This window comes from Paenibacillus sp. JT22N1, from assembly GCF_059692155.1.
Map to the genome: position 1 here is coordinate 236,073 of NZ_JCAUAW010000009.1, position 23,011 is coordinate 259,083.

21 protein-coding genes and 2 pseudogenes are annotated in these 23,011 nt (G+C 44.1%); 9 read left to right on the forward strand and 14 right to left on the reverse strand.

Annotated features, from left to right (window positions below; all coding sequences use genetic code 11):
* Positions 1-853: 853 nt before the first annotated feature.
* Positions 854-1,444, forward strand: a complete 591-nt coding sequence (locus tag AC58UU_RS18745) for a hydrolase (protein ID WP_497318306.1) — start codon at positions 854-856, stop codon at positions 1,442-1,444.
* Positions 1,445-1,669: 225 nt separating this feature from the next.
* Positions 1,670-1,807, forward strand: a complete 138-nt coding sequence (locus AC58UU_RS18750) for a YodN-related protein (protein WP_497318162.1) — start codon at positions 1,670-1,672, stop codon at positions 1,805-1,807.
* A 254-nt stretch (positions 1,808-2,061) separates the two neighbouring features.
* Here AC58UU_RS18750 and AC58UU_RS18755 read toward each other — a convergent pair.
* From AC58UU_RS18755 to AC58UU_RS18765, 3 genes and pseudogenes are all read right to left on the reverse strand, one after another.
* A pseudogene (locus AC58UU_RS18755) lies at positions 2,062-2,179 on the reverse strand (IS3 family transposase); the annotation flags it as partial.
* Between the two features lie 233 nt (positions 2,180-2,412).
* Positions 2,413-2,535 carry a hypothetical protein gene (locus tag AC58UU_RS18760; RefSeq protein WP_497318164.1) on the reverse strand — a complete coding sequence of 41 codons (123 nt, stop codon included), beginning with the start codon at positions 2,533-2,535 and terminating at the stop codon, positions 2,413-2,415.
* A gap of 125 nt (positions 2,536-2,660) precedes the next feature.
* The gene (locus AC58UU_RS18765) at positions 2,661-3,557 is read right to left on the reverse strand and encodes a LysR family transcriptional regulator (RefSeq protein WP_497318165.1); all 897 of its coding nucleotides are present in this window, start codon (positions 3,555-3,557) and stop codon (positions 2,661-2,663) included.
* A 571-nt stretch (positions 3,558-4,128) separates the two neighbouring features.
* Here AC58UU_RS18765 and AC58UU_RS18770 point away from each other — a divergent pair.
* Positions 4,129-4,731, forward strand: a pseudogene (locus AC58UU_RS18770) (transposase); the annotation flags it as partial.
* 284 nt (positions 4,732-5,015) lie between these two features.
* Here AC58UU_RS18770 and AC58UU_RS18775 read toward each other — a convergent pair.
* The 7 genes from AC58UU_RS18775 to AC58UU_RS18805 form a co-directional block, all read right to left on the reverse strand.
* A complete protein-coding gene (locus AC58UU_RS18775) occupies positions 5,016-6,587 on the reverse strand; it encodes a response regulator (protein WP_497318166.1) in 1,572 nt (523 codons plus the stop codon).
* Positions 6,580-8,481 (reverse strand): sensor histidine kinase, encoded by a 1,902-nt coding sequence (locus AC58UU_RS18780; protein WP_497318307.1) that lies wholly within the window; start codon positions 8,479-8,481, stop codon positions 6,580-6,582. Before AC58UU_RS18780 ends, AC58UU_RS18775 begins: the two co-directional genes overlap by 8 nt.
* A 35-nt stretch (positions 8,482-8,516) precedes the next feature.
* Positions 8,517-10,217, reverse strand: a complete 1,701-nt coding sequence (locus tag AC58UU_RS18785; protein WP_497318168.1) for a type 2 periplasmic-binding domain-containing protein — start codon at positions 10,215-10,217, stop codon at positions 8,517-8,519.
* A gap of 429 nt (positions 10,218-10,646) precedes the next feature.
* A complete protein-coding gene (locus AC58UU_RS18790) occupies positions 10,647-11,534 on the reverse strand; it encodes a LysR family transcriptional regulator (protein ID WP_497318170.1) in 888 nt (295 codons plus the stop codon).
* Positions 11,535-12,049: 515 nt separating this feature from the next.
* Positions 12,050-12,661 carry a flavin reductase family protein gene (locus AC58UU_RS18795; protein WP_497318172.1) on the reverse strand — a complete coding sequence of 204 codons (612 nt, stop codon included), beginning with the start codon at positions 12,659-12,661 and terminating at the stop codon, positions 12,050-12,052.
* 37 nt (positions 12,662-12,698) lie between these two features.
* Positions 12,699-13,310 carry an alpha/beta hydrolase gene (locus AC58UU_RS18800; protein WP_497318174.1) on the reverse strand — a complete coding sequence of 204 codons (612 nt, stop codon included), beginning with the start codon at positions 13,308-13,310 and terminating at the stop codon, positions 12,699-12,701.
* A complete protein-coding gene (locus tag AC58UU_RS18805) occupies positions 13,307-14,254 on the reverse strand; it encodes a ring-cleaving dioxygenase (protein ID WP_497318175.1) in 948 nt (315 codons plus the stop codon). Before AC58UU_RS18805 ends, AC58UU_RS18800 begins: the two co-directional genes overlap by 4 nt.
* 293 nt (positions 14,255-14,547) lie before the next feature.
* On the opposite strand from AC58UU_RS18805, the gene AC58UU_RS18810 reads away from it, so the two are divergent.
* The 4 genes from AC58UU_RS18810 (at position 14,548) to katA (ending at position 18,131) form a co-directional block, all read left to right on the forward strand.
* On the forward strand, positions 14,548-14,958 hold the full coding sequence (locus AC58UU_RS18810; RefSeq protein WP_497318177.1) for a hypothetical protein: 411 nt from the start codon (positions 14,548-14,550) through the stop codon (positions 14,956-14,958).
* 40 nt (positions 14,959-14,998) lie between these two features.
* The gene (locus AC58UU_RS18815; protein WP_497318179.1) at positions 14,999-15,328 is read left to right on the forward strand and encodes a c-type cytochrome; all 330 of its coding nucleotides are present in this window, start codon (positions 14,999-15,001) and stop codon (positions 15,326-15,328) included.
* 37 nt (positions 15,329-15,365) lie between these two features.
* Complete coding sequence (locus tag AC58UU_RS18820; protein WP_497318181.1) at positions 15,366-16,598, forward strand: MFS transporter; 1,233 nt, start codon at positions 15,366-15,368, stop codon at positions 16,596-16,598.
* A gap of 75 nt (positions 16,599-16,673) precedes the next feature.
* Positions 16,674-18,131, forward strand: coding sequence for a catalase KatA (gene katA / locus AC58UU_RS18825; RefSeq protein WP_497318182.1), 1,458 nt, complete (start codon positions 16,674-16,676; stop codon positions 18,129-18,131).
* Between the two features lie 159 nt (positions 18,132-18,290).
* Here the strand turns inward: katA and AC58UU_RS18830 are convergent, their stop codons facing one another.
* From AC58UU_RS18830 to AC58UU_RS18845, 4 genes are all read right to left on the reverse strand, one after another.
* The gene (locus AC58UU_RS18830) at positions 18,291-18,728 is read right to left on the reverse strand and encodes a Dps family protein (RefSeq protein WP_497318184.1); all 438 of its coding nucleotides are present in this window, start codon (positions 18,726-18,728) and stop codon (positions 18,291-18,293) included.
* An 87-nt stretch (positions 18,729-18,815) separates the two neighbouring features.
* Positions 18,816-19,010 (reverse strand): CDGSH iron-sulfur domain-containing protein, encoded by a 195-nt coding sequence (locus AC58UU_RS18835; RefSeq protein ID WP_497318186.1) that lies wholly within the window; start codon positions 19,008-19,010, stop codon positions 18,816-18,818.
* A 40-nt stretch (positions 19,011-19,050) separates the two neighbouring features.
* On the reverse strand, positions 19,051-20,883 hold the full coding sequence (locus AC58UU_RS18840) for an amidohydrolase (RefSeq protein WP_497318188.1): 1,833 nt from the start codon (positions 20,881-20,883) through the stop codon (positions 19,051-19,053).
* A 99-nt stretch (positions 20,884-20,982) separates the two neighbouring features.
* Positions 20,983-21,156, reverse strand: a complete 174-nt coding sequence (locus tag AC58UU_RS18845; protein ID WP_497318190.1) for a DUF1427 family protein — start codon at positions 21,154-21,156, stop codon at positions 20,983-20,985.
* A 296-nt stretch (positions 21,157-21,452) separates the two neighbouring features.
* On the opposite strand from AC58UU_RS18845, the gene AC58UU_RS18850 reads away from it, so the two are divergent.
* Both AC58UU_RS18850 and AC58UU_RS18855 read left to right on the forward strand, forming a co-directional pair.
* On the forward strand, positions 21,453-22,091 hold the full coding sequence (locus AC58UU_RS18850) for a hydrolase (protein ID WP_497318192.1): 639 nt from the start codon (positions 21,453-21,455) through the stop codon (positions 22,089-22,091).
* An 80-nt stretch (positions 22,092-22,171) separates the two neighbouring features.
* Positions 22,172-23,008, forward strand: coding sequence for an alpha/beta fold hydrolase (locus AC58UU_RS18855; protein ID WP_497318194.1), 837 nt, complete (start codon positions 22,172-22,174; stop codon positions 23,006-23,008).
* Positions 23,009-23,011: the final 3 nt, after the last annotated feature.

Below are 23,011 nucleotides of genomic sequence, written 5' to 3' on the forward strand. Positions count from 1 at the left end.
GTATACATACAACTAATTCTATTAGCAGAACAAAGTATCTATCAATATGGTTTTCTCTATGTAACATATCGGGAATACTTATGTTATGTAGAAGAAGGATACTATAATTTTAATCTATAGAACGTATAGAAAAAAGAGAATTGATCGATATATTACGTTTCAATACTATAAAAACATGCAACGGACTTCATAACTAGTTGTCTCAGATGCTGTCGTAACTAATAAAATGAAAGGTGGGATTCTACATGCTTAATGACAAAATCGATTTGCTTACTGCAGGTAACTCTGCCATCATCCTTATCGACCATTAACCACAAAAGTTATTCGGTGTGCAATGTGCCGATAGACAGACCGTCATCAATCATACGGTGTGACTGGCTAAAACGGCAAAAGTATTCAATGCACCCATCATCTTAACAACCGTTGCGGCTGATACCTTCTCGGGTTCACTCCACCCGCAGATTCAAGAAGTTTTAGTCAAGAGACTTATGATGCCGTTATAGAAATTGCTATGCAACATGACAGCGCTTACGGCGCGGGTGTATTTTATGCCCATACGATGTTTGGCGGGCACGAAGGGCCACAATGCTTGCCAAAATATAAACAAGTGGATACGGTGTCTGATATTTCAATAAAAAAGGAGCTAACAACCATGAAAAAATTACTTACAAGCCGCACAGTAACAACGCTAGCACTTTTAACTGCTGTCGTATCGACAAGCGCATTCGGATCTATGATCGTTGCAAAGGCAGAAACGCCTGCTGCGACTGCTGCTAGCAAAGACAAACCTGCCATTCAGGCAAAGGCGGTTCCGTCTCCAAGATTGCTGACTCCAACGAACCATACGCTGCTAATGATCGACCACCAACCGCAAATGGCATTTGGTACATCGTCGATTAATATCCAGGATTTGCGTAATAATGTAACTGGACTTGCTAAAGCAGCTAAGGCTTTCAATGTTCCGACCGTTTTGACAACGGTAGCTTCAAAGTCGTTCAGCGGACCGATCTTCCCGGAAATCCAAGCGGTATTCCCTGATCAGCAGCCAATCGACCGTACAACGATGGATGCCTGGGAGGATCAACGTGTTGTAGATAAAGTGAACAGCTATGGTAATAAAAAGCTAGTCATTTCTGGACTATGGACAGAGGTTTGCGACTTATCAGCTGCGCTTTCCGCGATCGATCAAGGATATGAAGTATACATCGTTACCGATACTTCAGGCGGTGTATCAAAAGAAGCTCACGACATGGCCATTCAGCGCATGATTCAAGCTGGTGTGACACCAATTACTTGGGAACAGTACCTGCTTGAATTGCAACGTGATTGGGCACGTTCCGAAACGTACAAAGCGACAACAGATATTGCTAAAGAACACGGCGGCGCATATGGATTAGGTATTTTTTACTCACAAGAAATGTTTGGCGGTAAAGAGGGACATTAATCGATAAGCAAGCAAAATTCACGAAGTAAAATATTACTTCGTGAATTTTTTCATCAATCAAATTGAATGGTTCCTATAAGTGTTAAATTCAAGATACTAGAAGATTACATACAATATGAAAAAGAGCCTACCCCGATATGGAGATTAAAGAAGGCTAAGTAGCATTACTCCAAAACTCTAATCAGTAATTGATAAATGAAGCCATAGGAAGGAAGTGGATGAAAATTGATACCAATTCAGGTAAACGAATGGCTGGACGAATACAATGACTATATGCTGCTCTATAAAATGTTCGGTGATCAAATATATTTTGATGAAGCAAAAAGAAATATTGGAGAGCATGAAAAAGTATGTTTGTGCTAGTGCTTGAAAACTTAAAGCTTATAGCATCTCGTTAAAGAACTTTGCAGAAGTTTGATATTACCTGTTGCCATAGGAGGCCATGGCTCATGATGGTCAACTCTCCTACATTCCTTCTTTCTACCTGTCCATGAGGCGGAGGCCAGATATGCTGCCCAGCGGGATCTCTTCGTCCGTATGGATAGTACCTTTCCGACTCATGTCTAATTGCTGCCTTAGAAACCGAGTTTCTGCCTTCACTTTCTCGAGTTCTGAGGAGAACTCAGGTCCTTTTCCGCATCTGTATTGTTTACCAACAGGCTGCTTCAACCGATGAAGTTCCCCTTCACGATACCATTTCTTCCAAACCTTAAGCTGTGTTGAATTCCGTATCCCCCATACCTCCATCACTTCACTTACAGGACGCCCGCCAGCTTCAATTCAATCGGCCTTCATCTTCAATTCCATTGGATAGCTACTCTAGTTAAACGCAAAAACACCTCCAAGTTGTCCTCCACATCTTACTTCCCAAAACCATTCTATGGCATCCTTACGAGGCATTATAGTTGCATAAATTTTCTCTGGGTGAAAAGGTGCTCTTTCGATGATCTCGGCGTCCGTTCATAGACTTAGTTATTCATGAAGTCAATCAAAGCTGTATTGAATTGATCAGGGTGTGTCGCATTTAAGCCGTCTTGGCGATCGCTATGCAGCACAGCGGTGCTTACGGCGCTGGTCTCATTTATGCTCAAACGATGTTTGGTGGCCACGGAGGATAATTCTATCCATCGCAAAAAAGATAATCAACAGTGACTGTCTTTTTACGCATAATTCAATATGGGCTGGAGGGCAAATCGAGGGAGCGTTTTCATAATTCCTATTTGTGATGACCATAGTCTGCCAACTTTTTCGATTGTTCTAGAAAAAAGTCGATACATGTTTGAACCGAAGGATTGTTGTAATGATGTTTTTTAAAAATAAGCTTGATCTCACGAACAGGCGTTGGATCTACAAGACGAATCATTTTCAATTTCTGACCAAAAAAGCTTTCAATTAAAGAAGCAGGTAAAATAGCTACCCCCATCTTATGCAGTACCATAAAAAGAAGAATTTCCGCAGAAGTTGACTCAAACTTTGAATGCAAAGATTTGGTGATCTTATCGCTGAATGTATGAAGTTGCTCGATTACACTTATATCCCTAACAAATAAGGCAGATTCTAAATCTTCTAGCTCCTGAAAAGAAATAACGGTTCGATCTGCCCATGGATGATCCTCATAAACGACCAATGCTTGTTCTTCTTTATATAGGTGCTTCATATGAATTTCTTTGTTTGGTTCATGATTGTCGGTAATGCCAATATCGATACTACTATTCAATAATTGCTGTGATGTATTCTCTGCACTGGCAAATTTTAATGTGATACCAGGATACTGTTCATGGAATTTCAAAAACAGGGGTATTAAACAAAAAAAGTCCATAGACGAGATGCCTATCAAAAGTTTATTTGTTCGAGCATTGCGTAACTCGTAAGTTTCTTTCTTCGATTCTTCAATCAGCCTCATCACGAAAAGAGCTTTTTGGTAAAGTATTTCCCCGGCAGCTGTAATCTTTATCCCTCTACCAACTCTCTCAAACAAAGGGGTTCCAACTTCTCCCTCTAAAAATCGGATCTGTTGACTTAAAGTAGGTTGAGAAATCATTAAAACTTCTGCAGCCTTAGTATAACTTCCTTCTTTGCAAATTTGAATGAAATATTCTAATTGCCTGAACATGAAAATCTCACTCCTGTTTTCACAATAAAGTTGTAACGCACTTAAGCATTTGCTGGTTTGTTTTTGTCCTTCGGTTTCTTGAACATGGCGATTGCCCAGACACCTATACTCACCTGGCTGGCCGGTTCTGTTATTCGTTAGCATAGGGGTAATTTTCTTGGTGCTTCCCGTACTGGGTGTTCACCCGCTGGTGGTGATGAGCGTGATCGGAGTGATTGCTGGACTTTGTAAACATTATATCAAGGAACCTGTCATGTAATATATCCGCTAGATTTCAGGTAAAGGTTGCTAGATTTTAGGGTTGGTGCGTTGGGAACACTATGTGTGTAGTCTGAAAACATGAAGAGCCCGCTTCTCGATTCGCGGAGTTGGACTACTGGTTCGCCTAAGAGCACGAGATGTCGAACAGCGGCCTGGCCGATTACCTGAACCTGTCTCGCAACTATGTATCCACCTTGTTCAAGAATACCGTAGGCCGCAACGACGATTAGATCTCGCATAACAAGTGATGTTGTGGAACTATGAGATGTTTTTGGGGTAGCGGCAATTTCACTAAAAGGAGAGAGCTTTTCATAGACTATGTGAGTTGTACTACAAAGAGGAATTTAAAGACCATAAACAACGAGGGGTCCAACTGCTGAATCTTAGGCATCTAACGCGTCAATTTGACTCGCTTACGCAAGTGTATGTACAGGTGAAACTTCAGTTCCAAGCCGTATTAGATCAAGTTTACAGAGGTATCTTTGGTGATCTCTATTCAAGAGTTTCACTACAACTCCTTAAGCAATTTACGACTCCTGCAGCCTTTCAAGCAGTGGGAGAAGCGAATATCACCTATGCAATTACTTGCCTATGCCCCAGTCGTTCTGACCGATGGGCTAGTGAAAAGGCAAGCCGTATCATGGCAGTTGCAGCAAACAATCCGTTTCAGAAAGTAAGGTATAGCAGCCACCTAGTAAGCCTGACACTATTTATCGACTTACTCCTTCAATACCGAGAGCATCTTTCCCATCTTCGAAGCCAGATAGATGCCCTTGCTGAAGCAGTTGAAGCTTATCAGATTATCCAATCGATTCCCGGAATAGGTAGCAAAAGCGCTGCAACGATTTTGTCTGAGATCGGGGAAATCCATCGGTTTGATCACGCCAAAAAGTTGGTTGCTTTCGCCGGAGTGTTGACAATATATTAGTTGGTTTTAGCTAAGCGATTATCTTCAGCAATCTCCGTTACCACAGGTTCTGATATTGAGACAATGTCTGCGATGTGGTCAAACCCGTTTGTTGAGAAAAGGCAGCTGACCGTTCTGGCCAGCTGCCTTAAGCTTCGATTGAGTTATCGTTTTCTGTCGTTGTCCGTTAGCTTATTAAGTCTGGAAGAATTTAACTGGTTTAGGATTCGAATATCGTTTCTCGCTTCAGTATTCAATTTATTACCGATGGGGGTCCTGCTAAGTTCAGTTCAATCATAGCTCACTTGGATTTCAAACAGCCTTCGCTGGCTTCGGTATTCCAGCGCTGTTATGCCTTCGGTATCCTTGAATATTCTCGTAAAATGCTTCACATTTTCAAATCCAACCTGATCACTGATTTCGTACACCTTCAAATCGGAGTGCACCAGCAGCTCCTTCGCCTTGTCCAGTCTTAACCGGCGAACATAGTTCGAGAAACTCTCACCGTAATATTCTTGGAAGGCTTGGCTGAAGTACGAGTAATTGAGTGAGAAGTGGTTGGACACGACCGCCATGTTCAAATCGTCGGCATAATGCGTCTGCAAGTAGGCGAGAACTTTTTGCATCGTATTTGGCTCCGTAGGCGCTTGCTCTCTCCGATCTTGGATGAACCGATCCAGACTATCGAGAAGCTGCTCAACAACTGCATAATAATGTTCAAATCGTTCGAAATTCCCGATATGGCCAACAGAGGCGTATTGACATAATAGGCCAAGCACTCTATTTCCGTATATGCGGAACACCTTGTCGAACAGCTCTTCATTGAGCAGCTGGCTGATCCGTTCCAGGTAGCCGATTTCACAGCAGCTAATTATACGAACATCTAGAATTTGATTGAGAAGCTGCTTCATTTCGTTCCCGCGTCCCATTCCCATCAGATTCGATAATCGCCCAATCAACTCAACAGGAATGACATGCCGCTCATTGCGCTCACTTATGCTGGTGTAGTCCAGCACATCGAGTTCTGGAAGCACAATACTGTATTTCAAGGTTTGCTTCGTTTGGCTATATGCCCACCTTATCTGCTCTATCCCTTGAACAGACTCGCTAATCGCGATTCGCAACTGCGACTCATATACACTCAACCTCCACCGTTCCGCCAACTGGTAGAACATAACCGGATCGCGTGCGATCATAATCGTTCCGCCTTTTCCATCGCGCGTGAGCATCCAATCCATATGCCCTTGTAACAGCTCAGCGATCTGATTCCTGAAAGAAGCAGCATCCGTACTGCTAGCCTGTGATCCTCCACCGCGTCGCGTAAGCAAGCCCAGCGTATATCCTGCATCCAACCAGCTTAAGCCTGCCTGCTTCAGTTTGTTCTGTGTTATCGCTTCTCCAGCATCCTTCTGGGTCAAATGCAGGGTAACTAGCTCGGCAGCAACAAGGACGGCATCTTCGCCCGCCTTGTCTGCTCGCTCTTCTCTCATCCTTATGTCCCGCATTAATCGCTCCAGGACGGAAAACAACTCCTCCCGCATCACAGGCTTTACAAGATAATCCTTTACAGCATAGCGGATCCCTTTCTGCGCATATACGAAGTCATTATAGCCAGACAGCAATACAACCTCGGGTTTAACCGGATGGTCTTGCAGCTGCTCGAGCAGTTCGATCCCATCCATAATTGGCATTCGGATATCTGTGAACATAATATCCGCAGGCTCCTGGCTAAGCAGCTCCAGCGCCTCTTGTCCATTCTCGGCAAATCGGTAGTTGAACAGATTAGGAAACTGCCTCTCAATCACCGATTGCAAGCCCCTCCGAATGATCTTCTCGTCGTCGACGATCAGCAAGCTAATCATAGATGTCTAATCCCCCTCCCATGACCCGATACGGCAAAGTCATGATTATGCGTGTATAGCTTCCTTCCTGACTCTCGATCTGAATCCCATATTCCGTCCCATAGCTCATCACTAAGCGTTGGTCCACATTACGCAGACCGATTCCATTGCTGTCCTGGTTATTTTTGCGAACGAATAATTGCCGGACATTCTGGTAAGCGGACTCTTCCATTCGTAGCATTCGGTTCAATATGCCCAGCTTCTCTTCCGGTATGCCGCAGCCGCTGTCAGTGATCTCTATGACACAAGCTTGATCACGCAGGACGGCAGAGATCGTAATGACAAGATTTCCGTCGCTGGAATGCATCCGGCTCATCCCATGCTTGATTGCATTCTCGACTGCGGGCTGCAGTGACATTTTGAGCGATTCCTGCTTAAGGCATTCCGGTGCAATTGACAATCGGAGATCAAGTCTTCCATCATAACGGATGTTCATGACGGATACATAATGCTGGACCTGCTTAATCTCATCGCTAAGCATCACGTGATCCTGCTTCCATTCCATCGAATACCGCATCATACCGCCTAGCGAGGTCATTATGTCCGATATAAGGTACTGCCCTTCAATCTCCGCCAGCATCTTGACGTTCTCCAGCGTATTGTAGAGGAAGTGGGAATCGATCTGGTTCTTCAGCGCCCGAAGCTCTGCTTCTTTGCCTGCCGCCTGCCTAGCTGCCTGCTCTTGAATGAGCTCGTTAATCTTCAGAATGAGCTTATGGTAATGCAGGCCCAGCTCTCCTACCTCATCGGTACCAGTTATCGGGGGCAGCTCGACGTTGAAGTTACCGCTTCTTACCTGTTGCATCGATTCTCTTAACGCCTTAAGCCTGCGCAAAATTATCGCCTGCATCGAGTAAGATAGCAGTACGAGAAATGCCACTAGTAACGAAATGAGTACAATATAAAGAACTCTCGAATGGTTAATGCCTTCCATCGTGTCCGAAAGACTAACCATATTGACCAGATGTACGTCGATCGAAGGAATGTAGCTCTGAAATGCCAAGTAGGACTGCCCATTAACCTTGAACTGTACCGTCTCGATATCTGTATTACTCGTCAGCTTCACGCTGTTCATCAATTGCTCCGCACTGTGCTGTTCGAATACAGGTGAAGCCTTCAAGCTGAATACCTGTCCGCTCCTTGCTACTACAATCAGCTGGGAGTTCTTGTCCTGCACACTACTGAACGTTCGAGAGAAGAAATACGACAGCTTCATCGATATCTCTAGAATCCCGTTATGTGTTGCGTTGTCCGCATATTTAAATTCCTGCAAGTACGTCATGAAGGGCTCATTCGGCGATGGTTCGGATGGCATACCGGTGAGGGCGACGTTCTCCTGTATCTCCCACCAGGGCAAACCGCTCTGCTTCATCACCTCATCATGCCAAGGCTTGTCCTGAATACGTGATTCCTGTAGAATGACTGGCCAAATCTCATTCACATAAGGGTTGTCCGTGAACAACCGGACATTCGCAATTCGTGGATTGTTGAACAGAAAATATTGAAAGTTGTTGACAACATCATGCTTAATATGAAGAACACGCGCTGTATCCTGAATTTGTTCAATTTGCAGATAATTGTTCATTTCCCGATTGGATAACGCAAGCTGATCGGTCCATCCCATCAGCTCCATGTTATTCTCAATGTTTATTTTCTCGACCGCCAGCACATTCTCGTTGTTCTTCGTCAATTCTTCCATTGCCTTGGCGGTCTCTTCATTGAGCGTATACCAGGAGAATAGAACAACCGGTATCAAGATAACGAATACAAATGACAGAATCAGTTTGACTTGAAGCGAAAGTTTAACCGTAAATGTACGTATCCCCAATAACCAACGGATTGCCGCGAATCCCATCTCCTGCTTCACATCCTACCGCTTCCTCTATAGAACTATTGATTGAGCGACGACTTCAGCTTCTGTACATTTCGTTCATAGGCTGCTTGACGGCTAGCTACGATGGCTTCATACTCGGGATCCTTGGTAATGCTGTTCATGAATTCGGTGAACATTTGATCGAATTCAGCATCCGACTTGGACAACAGCAGCTTCGGCAGCGTCTCGGCCCAGAGCCGCACGTTTTGGCCTTCCGCAATACCTTCCTTCGTCGTCGTGTCCGGATCCAGATTGTCGAACTCGCTCATACTGATCGTCTTACCCCTCGTCCAATCGGCAATTTGTTTGGCAGGCACAGCATCCATCCCCGTCATCCATGTTAGATTCATGTTCGTATCCATTAGCATCCAGTACATATAAGAACCGCCATATTTGCTATTGAACGCTTTGCGGTCGGTGTTGAGCAGATGCATGACCTCCGGCAGGAACTGATCTTTGCCGTCTATCGTATCGTAGGTAACGCCCTTCTCTCCTAAGTACAGATCCTTGTTTCCCTCTTCGCTGAGCAAATAGCTAAGGAAGGCAATTGCCCGCTTCTTATCCTTGACGTTCTTCGAGATGAGCGTCACCGTCCAACCGGAGACGCCATTTCCTGCAAGTGTTGGCGCATCATTAGCATCATTCGCCGGACCATCAATCGCAATATACACCTTATTCGGGTCCTTCTGATACAACGCTTGATTAATCTCTGTAAAATCAGACCACTGATACAGCATGGCAAAATAGCGCCCTTGCGATATTTTTTCATCCTTCTCCAGTCGTTTTTCATCAATATAGACATCTGTCGGCATCAGCCCGTCCTCATTCGCTTGTCGGAACACCTTCAGCCATTTCAGATAGGTTGGATCGCTTCGACGGTCGTACAGTTTGCCGTTTTTCTGCTGCGGAATTGCTAGGAAGTTCTGAAGATACGCTTCCAGCGAATAGTTACCGGTTTCCGTAAATTCATGCAGGCCAATCGGAATGAGCGGATGGCCGTCCACTTCTGGAAACTTCTCCTTCGCAGCCTTCAGAGCGCCGAGAAACCCTTCCGGCGTGCTCATATCTGGCTTCCCAAGTGCTTCATACATGTCTTTCCGAACAACAAAGGTCTGATTAGATGTAAAAAGCTGACCATATTTTCGATAATCCGCAGGGGATGAAGATGCATTCGGGTAGCCATACACATTGCCGTCAGCCTGTGTATACCAGCTAAGCTTTGCAGGGTCTGCGACTTTAATGAAATAAGGATCATACTGATCCGCTAGCTTATTCAATGGAAGCACCATATCTCCCTTGATCATCTTCAACACGGCATCCTCGTACCAGCCTAGCGTGATGAAGTCAGGGAGCGTCCTTGCTGCCATCATCGTGTTGAGCTTCTCGCTGGCGTCGCCAGCAGGCATGATAAAGTTCAAGCTGACGCCCGTCTTCTTCGTTATATAATCGGAAACGACGTTTCCTCCCCACTTGCTGGTGAACCAATCGAAATTGATATACCAGTCAAACGTAATCGGTGTCGTGTCCAGCTTCCAGGCAGGCTCATCCGGAGAAGGCTTCGTTTGAGAAGCACCTGCCTGCATAAGATTGGCGTTCAAGTTCGTATGATTCTCAGCAGTGTCATTGCTCGATGTGCCAGTGTTCCCATAACAAGCCGCTAACGTCCAACACATCATCAGAGCAAGTAACAGCATTGCTGATTTACGCATTTTATCCATTCATAATTCTCCTTCGTCTGTGCAGTGGTGTACTTATTATCCTATATATAGGAAAGTGGTGATCTTGTCATACGCAAACAAGCTTTCAGCTGCGCAAAACCCTCCTGCTAGTATAAAGGTTACTGCAAGAAAAAGAAAGAAAGCTTACATTTTAGGTAGGGTTACTCAGGTTTCCTAAACCGCCAACGCAATAAGCGAGCACGACAAGGAAATATTCCTTCGTCTTGCTCGCGTTCGTTAGCTATGATGTTCTAGTTATGATTCATTACGCGATAGATCATCGCAGCTGCTATAGGGCAAAATAAGAAAGATTTCAACATCCATACATGCTTTTCCAATGAGCTATGAATATCCAAAAGCATATTCCGGTTGTCTCGTCTCCTAAACGCGCAGCCATACTCATACCATCTTTAAGTAACTACTTCTTCATTATTGCAGCACCGCTTGGACATATGGATTCATCTCTTGAATGAATTTGCGTACAGTGGGCCTCATAATAACGGAATTAAGATATACAAGAGATATATCCCAACATGGAACATTGCCTTCTAATTTTACAATACGCAAAGAATCGTCCCTTAGACTTTCGAGCAAAGATGTTGGTATAAGAGCTGCTCCAAGTCCATGACGAACCCCATGAATCAATACTGAAATGGAGGACGTTTCTATTATCGACTTCAAGGTAAACCCATAAGAGAAACAATACATTTCAATTAATGATTTGTTTTGTTCTCGAAACATGATCGAATTCATTTGCTTCAAGGATCGAAAAGGAATCGAAGATTTATCGGCCAAAGGATGTTCTGAGTGAATCAATAGCGCCATTTCTTGTCTATACAAATGAGTCGAAATGACCGAAGCATCAGAAATCGGATTTGCAGTGATTCCAATGTCTACCCTTTGCTCCAAAACTCTATTCTCGGCATCCTCTGCAGCGATAATTTCCAATAAAATATTCGGGTACTTTTCGCGAAATCTCATGAAATAAGGAGCAAGATATCCAAACTCAGCAGGACAACATCCAATAGAAATTGTTTCTCTAGATATATTGTTTCGGCCATATATTTCATTTCGCGCCTCTTCAAGAAGATTCATAATAGCGTTGCCCTTATTCAAGAGAATTTTACCCGCTTCCGTTACTTCAACTCCCCTACTTACCCGATCGAACAATGGAATATTATACTCATCTTCCAAAACCCGAATTTGCTGACTTAGTGTAGGCTGAGTCACACCTAATTCTTCTTTAGCTTTGGTGAAACTTCCCGATTTGCATATTTGAATAAAATATTCAAGCTGGCGAAGCTCTATATAGATCACCCCGATCATCCCAGAATAGAAAAGTACTGATTGCTGGACTTTGTAAACATTATATCAAGGAACCTGTCATGTAATATATCCGCTAGATTTCAGGTGAAGGTTGCTAGATTTTAGGGTTGGTGCGTTGGGAACACTATGTGTGTAGACTGAAAATATGAAGAGCCCGCTTCTCGATAGGAAGCAGGCTCTTCTTTAACTAGGGTTTTTATAAAATCGGATTACTTCTGAAACATCGCTCGCGCAAACGCTGCTTCGAACAATGCTGTTACTTCGAAACGACGACGCGATACACCCCGGAACCTTCAGTAGAAGCCCGCCATTCTGCTCCTTCACGGAGAGAACGCCAGCGGCTTGAGCTTGATGAATGCTTGTGTTGTTTACTCGTGCGACCGTGAGCGCCAGCCACGCTTCCGTCAGTTTATTTATTCCTTATTTATTCTTTAAGCCAAGCGTTCGCAAGTGACATAGGTAACATCTTCTTAACCCTGCGTTTTTAGTTTGGCATCCTATTGGGCCTACTGGGGCCGCTTTATTGAAAATCGTTCTCCGAGCTTCGAATAGGAATCTCCTGCGAGCCGACTTACCGGCTGAAGTTTATTAGGATCAATCCGGCCTTCCTGATATAAAGATTCATGAATATGGAAGTGAACGATGCGCCCGATCAATAGATCGCAACCTGGCATTGCTGTATTCCCTCCAAGGGGTATCGCCTGCTCGAGGACACACTCCATTCTAATCTTGGCTTCAGCTACACCTGGAACATCAATTGCTGTACTAGGAACAGGAGTTAAGCGGGCCCATTCGACTTCACTTTCGTGTGACGGCAAGTTGACCGCCGTTTGATTGATGGCCTCAATATACGACTCATCCGAGATGTGAACGACAAACGCTCCCTTTTCTATCGCATTTCTTGAGGTGTCTTTCTGTTTGCCCTGTTGCCGTTGTAAGGAAATCGACAGCATAGGCGGATTCGAAGTAACGATATTAAAATAGCTGAAAGGGGCAGCATTCAGTATGCCGTCTGTCGATAGAGTCGTCACAAACGCAATCGGCCGAGGAAGAATACTCCCGATTAACAGCTTATAATTGTCCCGTTCCGTTTGATTGTTGGGATTGATCGATATCAAAGTTACCCTTCTTCCACATATAAAGTATACGAACAGGTTAGGAATAGAAATGCTTTTTGAACCATTGAGCTGCCGCATTGATTTCTTGGTGCGTTAACTGATGACCCACATGTTCCCAGTGTATTTCAACGGAAGAGCCTGCACCTTCCAATAGCGACTGCAGCTCTCTGGTTTCTTGTTGAGAAGAGATCGGATCATTCGTTCCGGCACCAATAAATATAGGGATTTGAGCTAATTCGGGAAGTATTATACCCCGACGAGGAACCATAGGATGGAATAGAATCGCACCTCTTAATGCATTCTTACAATGAAACAAGAGGCTTCCTGCAATGTTGGCACCGTTGGAATACCCGACGGCCATGACATTCTGGCGGTCGAATTCATATTGCTTCGCTGCTTGATCAATGAAACCGTTCAACTCTTCCGTTCGAAACAAAAGGTCCTCCTCGTCAAACACACCCTCAGCCAATCTCCTGAAAAATCGAGCCATTCCATTCTCCTGAACCTCGCCTCGAATACTTAGAGCATTGGAGTCCGGGGCGATCCTTTGAGCAATCGGCAATAAATCGTATTCCGTCCCGCCCGTGCCATGTAATAAAAGAAGCGTCGGCAGCTTCGGATTTGAGCCTTTTCGAAAAATATGTTTCATGGCTTGAACGACTCCACTTCGCGCACTTGAATGGGAGGCAAGTTCTTTTCAATTTCAGCACGATTGCTTTCGAACCATTCTGGCAGCATTAATGCCTCACCTAAGCGATCTTGAGGCTCATCCTTAGCAAAACCTGGCGGGTCTGTCGCGATTTCAAACAAGATGCCGCCTTCTTCCCTAAAATAAATGGCATGGAAATACTGCCGATCAATGATCGGTGTAGGGTGGAAGCCGCTATTCTCAACATGGCTTCTCCATGCTTCGTGGTCTTCATAATCCTTGGCTCGCCATGCGATATGATGAACGGTACCGGCTCCACTTATGCCCCACTCCATTGCCGCAATGTTTACGTCAATAACATTACCAATACTTCCCTTCGATTTATAGCGAATAAAGTCTTCTGCTTGTTCCACCTTTTGAAGACCTAAAACCTGCTCTAGTACATTCATCGTTTTTTCAGGAGCGGTACTATAAAGGACAGCGCCGCCAAAACCTTTGATAGCTTTATCTATTGAAACACCATCGAACGACCAATGACTCAAATCCCCTTCCTCGCGCTCCACAATCTCAAGCTGTAAGCCATCCGGATCTGTAAATGTTAAGTAATTCTCATCAAACCTCGTCTTCAAAGAATAAGGAACATGAAAGCTTTCAAGGCGCTCTTTCCAAAAATCGAGTGCACCTAAAGGAACGACATATGTTGTTACACCTACCTGCCCTCCACCAATACGCCCTTTATGACCTTCATAGGGAAAGAATGTAATTATGGTGCCTGGACTTCCTGCTTCATTACCGAAATATAAATGGTAAACTTCCGGAGCGTCAAAGTTGATCGTTTTTTTTACAAGTCTCAGACCTAGTACCCCTGCATAAAAGTCCACATTTTTTTGCGCATTCTTTACAAAAGCCGTTATATGGTGGATCCCATCTGTATATTTTTCCATTTTGCAAACACTCCTCGCATGATCTTTAACTGTTTATGTTCTATCATATTGAAATTATTATTCATGAACAATTCCATTATTTCTATATCATGTATAGTCATTAGCTATATCTTCAAGGGCGAAGCTAATATAAGCAATATCTATACTAGATATAGTCAGATTCATATTGATAGTTGCCTATCAGTGCTTATAAGATGAAGTTGAATAAACTTCCAATTGAAAGAAGTTTAAGTTTTAGGATAATTCCCGGCCGGATGAATTGTTCTTTATAACATTAACAAGGGGGAAATTCTATGGGAGTACGTTTTTTAAAAATGGCAGTCGTTTATATTTTGGTTGGTATTTGCATCGGTATTTACATGGGTACAACACTTAACTTTGCATTAACAAGCGTACACGCTCATACAAATCTTTTCGGGTGGGCAACATTGGCTCTTTGCGGATTTACGTACCTTCGTTTTCCCAAAGCAGCAGAATCTCCTCTAGCGAAGTGGCACTTCTGGTTGCAAGGCATCGGCCTGCCCATCATGCTTATTACCCTCACTTTAATGGCCCATGGCTACGCTCCAGATTGGGTTACAACGTTAAAGCGTATTGGCGAATCTGTAGCTGGAATCGGTATCTTGATATTTGCGGTCAATGTTTTTACTAACGTAAAAGCAATGGACATTCATAATAACCATACGCATGATGTTTCCATGTAATACTCAGATACGTTCTTATATAAGGCGGGGGTGATAATTAGTGAAGGTAAAATGTCTGGCTATTTTGTTTTCCACTATATCTATGCTCTTGGTATCTGCTTGCTCAAAACAAGATACCCTTGCTTCAAATTCGAGCGCTTCGAGCGCCTCAATAAGTGACGGTGAACTGCTGTACAAAAAAAGCTGCATTGCATGTCATGGCAACAACCTGGAAGGTGGAGTTGGACCGAAATTACAAAAAATCGGTTCAAAACTAAGTGTTGATCAAATAAAAAACCAAATTATAAATGGTGGCGGTGGTATGCCTGCTGGAATCCTCAAAGGGGATGATGCTCAAAAAGTAGCCGTTTGGTTAGCTGAACATAAATAATCCAATTAAAAAATCTGAAGAACAAGGGGGTAGGATCTTGGTTAACGAACCGTTGTCCAACTCGTCAAATTTCTCATTCATTACCGTCGTCCTTTTCTGGTGTTCTTTAGTTGTAGTATCTTGTGTGTATTTAACAATCCCGTTAATAACGGTTTTTGCAGACCTATTCAAGGTGTCGTCTTCTCAAGCTGCTTGGGCTGGCAGTGCCTTTTCGTTTGCTTTTGCAGGTGGAGGTCTGTTCTTTGGAGTTTTATCCGATCGTTTTGGGCGAAAAAAAATGATGTTGTCAGGGTTACTATTGCTAACTGTAATAACTCCTCTAATCGGAAGTGTCAGCAGCTTTTCTTGGCTTGTTGCCCTTCGAGCCATCCAGGGTTTAGCAGCATCCATGTTCCCTCCGTCTGTCTTAGCCTACGCCATGGAAATGTTTCCGATAAAAAGAAGAATAACCATTATTGGGTTCATCAGTACCGCATTTTTAATGGCAAGTATCGTTGGACAAATATATAGCAGCTATATTGTTTTATTCTTTAGTTGGTCTTATATTTTCTATATTCTTTTTGCGGTGTATTTAATATCCTTTATCTTGATTACCTTTTTTGTTCCAAACGATAAAACACAACAACCAGATGGTAGCTTTCTTTCTGCCTTTTTGCGAATAGGCTATATATTTAAAAGGAAGAGTTTACCTCTTTGCTACATCATTTCTGCTACGCTCTTTATTTCGCTTGTTGGTTTTTTCACGACACTTGGAAGTTATTTAAACAGTTCGCTCTTCGGATTAAGTCATCAAGATATTCTATGGGTCCGTGCGGTTGGTATTATCGGAATGCTAGTAGCACCGTTTGATGGAAGATTGGTTGCGAAAATGGGAGTCAAAAACGTTTTATGGTGTGGATTGATCTTTGCTGGAATCGGCTTGGGATTGTTAGGCCTCTGGCCTAACCTCATTTTTTTAGTTTCGATGAGCGTCGTGTTTATTATTGGAATTGCTATGGCTCTTCCCGCATTGATCTCACTTATTGGTCACATTGCGGGGGAGATCCGGGCGATCGCGGTTTCGTTCCACATGTTTATGGTGTTCATAGGTGCATCACTTGGGCCGATTCTTTCGATTTATCTGATCAATCACGGAGGCTATTTATTCTCTTTTGAAGTATTAGCTGGATTGTTGTGTTTGAGCTTGATTGTCCCCTTTTTTATTCGTTTAGAAGAACCACGCAACTCAGCATCATCCCAAAACGAGACCTACGCAAACTCAGCGAAATGATTCGAGATCGTATCTGGTAAATCCGGTTCACCATTGCTCATCGTTGTACTCATTTATTACTTTGGAGGTTTGTAAATGGAAACAAAAAATGGCCATTTAACTACAAGTTGGGGAGCTCCCGTTGGAGATAACCAGAACTCCATGACTGCCGGCTTACGCGGTCCAACCCTTATTCAAGACGTCCACCTTCTGGAAAAGCTTGCCCATTTCAACCGGGAACGCGTCCCCGAACGTGTTGTGCATGCCAAAGGTGCCGGCGCACACGGATATTTTGAAGTAACCAACGATATTTCCGCCTATACAAAAGCCCACTTTTTGTCTGAGGTTGGCAAACGTACACCGGTATTTATACGCTTCTCCACGGTAGCAGGCGAACTGGGATCGGCAGATACCGTACGTGACCCGCGCGGTTTTGCAGTAAAGTTTTATACGGAAGAAGGAAACTATGATTTGGTGGGCAATAACACGCCTGTCTTCTTCATTCGGGATGCCATTAAATTTCCGTATTTCATTCATACCCAGAAACGCCACCCTCAAACTCATCTAAAAAACCCCAATGCTGTTTGGGATTTCTGGTCCTTGTCTCCCGAATCCTTGCATCAAGTCACTATCTTGATGTCCGATCGTGGTATTCCTGCGACTCTCCGTCATATGCATGGTTTCGGGAGCCATACGTTTAAGTGGGTCAATGCGGATGGACAAGGCATTTGGGTCAAATATCATTTTAAAACGGAACAAGGCGTGAAGAACCTGGATATCGAGCTGGCCGCCAAGCTGGCCGGTGAAAACCCAGATTATCATATCGAGGATTTATTTAATGCCATAGACAAAGGTGAATTCCCAGCCTGGAAGCTGTATGTACAAATAATGCCGCTGGAAGATGCCGAAACCTATCGTTTCGATCCTTTCGATGTAACGAAAGTGTGGTCGCAGAAAGATTACCCTATTATCGAGGTTGGACGCATGGTCCTCAACCGAAACCCGGACAATTATTTTGCCGAAGTTGAGCAAGCAACCTTCTCCCCTGGGGCATTCGTACCCGGTATTGAGGCTTCGCCGGATAAAATGCTGCAAGGCCGTTTATTCGCTTATGCTGATGCTCATCGCTATCGGGTTGGGACAAACCATCATACACTGCCTATCAATAAACCTGTTGTCGAAGTAAATAACAACCAGCGCGATGGCCAAATGCGTTCCGATCGCAATGGGGGAAATTCGATATACTATGAACCAAACAGTTATGGCGGAGCTGCCGAATCGGCAGCGCACAAGACAGCCCCGTTTGAAGTAACCGGTTCAGCCGATAGCGTCCCGTATGACCAGGATGATCATTACACTCAAGCCGGCGACCTGTATCGATTGCTTAGTGTAGAAGAACGCGGACGTTTAGTAAATAACATTGTGAATGCCATGAAGCCGGTAGAGAAGGATGAGATCAAACTCCGTCAAATCTCTCACTTCTATAAAGCAGACCCCGGATGGGGGCAAGCGATCGCCAAGGGGCTTGGTTTGAGAGTTCCACAACTGACTTAATACGATCCGTCAAAAAGAGAGCAGTCCACACAGCAAATGATAGCTGGGGAACTGCTCTTTTTTTTGCTATTAGCAATATATAAGTCACATTATAAGGAAAAGACCTGCAAGAAAAGTAGCTTTTTAAAGCCACTCTCTTTCAGGTCTTGAAGCAATCCATTATCCTAAGTACGATTTCAACATCCATACATGCTTTTCCAGGGAGCTATGAATGGCCAAAAGCATATCCCCAGTTGTCTCATCACCTTCACGGTCTGCAGTACTCATGCCCTCTTTCAGCTCACCCACAATAATCCCAAAATCAGCTACAAGCGTGCGGACCATCTCATTTGCATTCTCATTGCCGGCTGCATCTTTTAATGTAGTTTTTTCGATAATTTCATGAAGTGTCGCTACCGGACTACCGCCTAATGCCAGCAGACGCTCGGCAAGATTGTCCACATGAAGTGCAGCTTCCGTATAAAGTTCTTCGAACTTCAAATGCAAAGTGAAGAACTGCGCCCCTTTAACATACCAGTGATAGTTATGAAGTTTGGTGAACAACAGACTCCAGTTAGCGATCTGGGTGTTAAGTACTTCCGTTAGTTTTTCTGTCATCAAAAAGCTCCTTTCGAATTTAGCAACATTTCCAACTATAAGCTTAAGCTATACGAAATATAGACAGATCAATATTGATCTTTTAATCTAAGCTCGAGGAGCGCTTTCAAACTTACCTTTATGAGTCAAATCGCAGAACGGTTTTTGACTGGATAAACCGCACCGGCAAAGAATAAAACTTTCCTTGGTCTCAAAACGGTTGCCCACCGCATCCACCATTTCTACTTTGCCTGTAATACGCAATGGCCCATTATCGTTTACTTTGATCGTAACTTCAGTCATGATGATCTCGCCCCTATTGGATTATTTTGGTGAAACACACTTAGAAAACGAAGCAATCCAGGTCACAGAAGCCACTGCCATGGTGATGGTTGCATCCATGATGATGGTGCGCCTTTTGAGGTGCCTGAACTCCCGCTCCGCCTCCTCCGTAATTTCTTCCATTGTAGTAACCTCCAAAGATATTATGCGGAGACCAGTCTGGACTTGCTTGGGGAGCTGGCGGCGACAAAGGCTGAAATTCGTAAGTACCATAGACAATCTTGCCTCCTACAACAGTGAAGACAGATTCAATTTTTTTAATAGCTTCTTCGGAGACAAGAAAGAAGTTATCAGAAAGAATCGATAAATCAGCATATTGACCCGCTTTGATTTGCCCTTTCACATTTTCTTCCTTGGAAAACCATGCATTTCCTGATGTATACATGCGAAGCGCTTCATGCCTTTCTATACGATTGGAAGCAGGGTACAAGATTAGCCCGCCAAGTGTCTTGCCCGTCACTAACCAGTATAAGGCAACCCAAGGATTATAACTGGCTACTCTGGTAGCATCTGTCCCTACCCCAACACGCAATCCGGCTTTAATCATCTTGGTGATCGGAGGCGCATTTTCCGCTGCTTCAGCCCCATATCTATCGACGAAATATTCCCCCTGAAAAGCCATTCGGCTTTGAACAGCGATCGAACCGCCTAATGCGACGACGCGCTCCAAATCCTTCTCCTGAATCGTTTCCGCATGGTCCAGAATCCAGCGCAAGTCTTTGAACGGAACCTCTTTATTCACGCGCTCAAATACATCGAGAAAACGCGATATCGATTCCCCATAAGTGGCATGAAGACGAAATGGCCAACGTTGCTCTACGAGATGCTGGGTTACTTCGAATAGTTCATCTTCCAGTACAGCGGGAAGTTCCGGACGGGGTTCAACAAAATCTTCGAAGTCCGCTGCGCTATAAACAAGCATTTCACCTGCACCATTATGACGATAGTAGGAACTGCCTGTGTACGGCTGCGTCGTAGCAGTCCATGCTTTAAAATCACTCAATTCATTTTTGGGATGCTGGGTGAATAAATTATATGCCGTGCGAACCGTAATCTCTCCGCGTCTATCAAGTTCATCAAAAACCTGATAATCATCGGGATAGTTCTGAAAGCCCCCGCCAGCGTCAATCACGCTTGTGACTCCGAATCGATTCAATTCCCTCATGAACAATCGGGTTGAATTGATTTGATCCTCGTATGAAAGCTTCGGTCCTTTCGCTAAGGTCGCATACAAAATAGTAGCATTAGGTCTAGCGATGAGCATTCCTGTTGGATTCCCTTGGCTATCCCTTTGGATTTCTCCACCTGGCGGATTCGGCGTATCTTTCGTATATCCGATGACTCGCAAAGCCGCTTTATTCAAAAAAGCCTGACGGTAAAGATTGAGGATAAATACCGGTGTATGCGGAGCAATTCGATTGATTTCATCCAAAGTTGGCATTCGGCGTTCCACGAATTGGAATTCTGTCCAGCCGCCAACAACACGAACCCAGTGAGGTGCTGGCGTACGATCCACCTGTTTTTTCAGCATCCGCAAGGCATCCGCAACGGATGGCACTCCATCCCATCGAAGCTCGAGATTATAATTGAGACCGCCTCGAATGAGATGAATATGAGAATCGTTCAAGCCTGGAATTAACATTCGTTTGTTGGCGTTTACAACTTGCGTTGATGGTCCAACATATTTCATGATTTCGGCATCGTCCCCCACCGCCAGGAAATGGTCGCCTTTAACTGCAACTGCTGTGGCTGATGGATTAGCGTCGTCCATCGTCACGATACGGGCATTATGAATGACTAGGCTTGCTTCAACAATCGTTGGTTTCTCAGACATGATTTTGTTCTCCTTTGTCATTTATTGGGAACTAGGTTTGCTTCAACAATCGTCGGTTTCTCAGACATGATTTTGTTCTCCTTTGTCATTTATGGGGTGTTATTTGCGGCTTAGCCAAAGTTGTATCCAAGGCATCAAACGTTGTCCTAAAAACATTCCTAAGAGACCAAGTAATCCCAAAAAAGGCGGCGCCGGAGAGGGGATCTTCAGCAATTGAAAAACAACGCCAATGATGATACCTGTAGCTAAAGCGAGAAGCATTGAACCCCACATACTAACTTTCCTCCTTCAATCCAGTCATTAATGATGTTCTTTGTTCAATCATTTACCTTCTATTTAAGTTTATAAGTCAGGATTCTTTCGATCAATAAGGCTTTCTCTATACCAGCCATAGAAATCACTTATACATTATTTTTATTTTTTCTTTACAATCTATAGTTTTTGCCTATGGGCTTTATAGAAAAATGAAGATTGTTCGTCCGTTTACATTTCAATAGACTTGTTACATGCAGCAGGTTCTCATGTTTGTGGATCTGTTGTAATCATAAATAGAAAGTAGGGATTTTTACATGTTTAACGACAAGTCCGATTTACTAACTGCTGAGAACTCCGCTATTATTCTAGTAGACCATCAGCCTCAAATGCTTTTTGGCGTACAAAGCGCCGATCGCCAAACGATTATTAACAATACGGTTGGACTGGCTAAAACAGCTAAAGTTTTTAATGCACCAATTATTCTTACAACGGTTGCTGCTGAATCGTTTTCCGGCCCTATTCATCCGCACATTCAAGCTGTATTTCCTGATCAAAAGCCGATTGACCGAACAACAATGAACTCCTGGGAAGACAAAAACTTCATGGAGGCCGTGAAGAAAACAGGTCGCAAGAAGCTGATTATGGCAGCTCTGTGGACAGAAGTTTGTCTTGCTTTCCCTGTAGTTTCAGCCATCAAAGATGGATATGAAGTATATATCGTAACGGATGCTTCAGGCGGAACGACGACGGAAGCACATGACATGTCCGTTCAACGCATGATTCAAGCAGGAGCCATTCCCGTGACTTGGCTGTCTGTTCTTCTTGAGTATCAACGCGATTGGGCGCGTCAAGAAACGTATGATGCCGTTCTGGAGATTGCTTTGCAACACAGTGGAGCCTACGGTGCAGGTATTGTTTATGCTCAAACGATGTTTGGGGGCCACGGAGGGTAACCTATTCATCCAAAAAAGATAGTCAATTAATTTTGACTGTCTCAGCTTAATAAAAACCAATTCGAGAGGAAATATGAAACATGACTAAATTAACAGTAGGAACAGAAAACGGGCAACCCATTGAATTATATTTTGAGGATCTTGGCGCAGGTAAACCTGTCGTTTTGATCCATGGCTGGCCGCTGAGCGGGCGCTCGTGGGAGAGTCAAGTTCCAGCGCTCATCGATGCAGGTTACCGCGTGATTACATATGACCGTCGTGGATTCGGACAATCCTCCCAACCGTGGACCGGTTACGACTATGATACGTTTGCGACGGATCTCCATAAGCTGATCGAATATCTGGACCTTAAGGACGTGACACTGGTCGGATTTTCGATGGGTGGCGGAGAGGTTGCCCGTTACGTTGGCACATACGGAACAAGCCGTGTCAAAAAAGCCGTGTTGGCTGCTGCAGTTCCGCCGTTCTTCTACAAATCCGATGAGCATCCGGAAGGTGGTCTGGATGAAGGCACCATTCAGGGCTTCCAAGACGGTTTGAAAAAAGACCGTATCGCCTTCCTTGACGGCTTCACTCACAATTTCTTTAAAGCAGGGGATAGAACCGATCTGGTCAGCGAGTCCTTCCGTGTTTACAACCTTGATATTGCTACTTACGCTTCGCCAAAGGGGACGCTGGATTGCATTGATGCCTTCGGCCGGACGGATTTCCGTGGCGATTTGGCGAAATTTGATATTCCATTGCTTGTTATCCATGGCGATTCCGATGCGATTGTGCCGCTTGAGGTAAGCGGTCAACTTTCCAACGAAGCTGTTGCAGGCAGTCAACTCGTCGTAATTGAAGGTGGACCGCATGGTTTGAACGCGACTCACCCTGAACAATTCAATACCGCTTTGATTAACTTCCTTAAAAACTAAATG

What these genes read in the sequence shown, in the direction of transcription:
- AC58UU_RS18745 (WP_497318306.1), top strand. Translation starts at nt 854, where the DNA reads ATGATCGACCACCAACCGCAAATGGCATTTGGTACATCGTCGATTAAT.
- AC58UU_RS18765 (WP_497318165.1), bottom strand. Translation starts at nt 3,557, where the DNA reads ATGTTCAGGCAATTAGAATATTTCATTCAAATTTGCAAAGAAGGAAGT.
- AC58UU_RS18775 (WP_497318166.1), bottom strand. Translation starts at nt 6,587, where the DNA reads ATGATTAGCTTGCTGATCGTCGACGACGAGAAGATCATTCGGAGGGGC.
- AC58UU_RS18780 (WP_497318307.1), bottom strand. Translation starts at nt 8,481, where the DNA reads ATGGGATTCGCGGCAATCCGTTGGTTATTGGGGATACGTACATTTACG.
- AC58UU_RS18785 (WP_497318168.1), bottom strand. Translation starts at nt 10,217, where the DNA reads ATGGATAAAATGCGTAAATCAGCAATGCTGTTACTTGCTCTGATGATG.
- AC58UU_RS18800 (WP_497318174.1), bottom strand. Translation starts at nt 13,310, where the DNA reads ATGAAACATATTTTTCGAAAAGGCTCAAATCCGAAGCTGCCGACGCTT.
- AC58UU_RS18805 (WP_497318175.1), bottom strand. Translation starts at nt 14,254, where the DNA reads ATGGAAAAATATACAGATGGGATCCACCATATAACGGCTTTTGTAAAG.
- AC58UU_RS18810 (WP_497318177.1), top strand. Translation starts at nt 14,548, where the DNA reads ATGGGAGTACGTTTTTTAAAAATGGCAGTCGTTTATATTTTGGTTGGT.
- katA (WP_497318182.1), top strand. Translation starts at nt 16,674, where the DNA reads ATGGAAACAAAAAATGGCCATTTAACTACAAGTTGGGGAGCTCCCGTT.
- AC58UU_RS18830 (WP_497318184.1), bottom strand. Translation starts at nt 18,728, where the DNA reads ATGACAGAAAAACTAACGGAAGTACTTAACACCCAGATCGCTAACTGG.
- AC58UU_RS18835 (WP_497318186.1), bottom strand. Translation starts at nt 19,010, where the DNA reads ATGACTGAAGTTACGATCAAAGTAAACGATAATGGGCCATTGCGTATT.
- AC58UU_RS18840 (WP_497318188.1), bottom strand. Translation starts at nt 20,883, where the DNA reads ATGTCTGAGAAACCAACGATTGTTGAAGCAAGCCTAGTCATTCATAAT.
- AC58UU_RS18845 (WP_497318190.1), bottom strand. Translation starts at nt 21,156, where the DNA reads ATGTGGGGTTCAATGCTTCTCGCTTTAGCTACAGGTATCATCATTGGC.
- AC58UU_RS18850 (WP_497318192.1), top strand. Translation starts at nt 21,453, where the DNA reads ATGTTTAACGACAAGTCCGATTTACTAACTGCTGAGAACTCCGCTATT.
- AC58UU_RS18855 (WP_497318194.1), top strand. Translation starts at nt 22,172, where the DNA reads ATGACTAAATTAACAGTAGGAACAGAAAACGGGCAACCCATTGAATTA.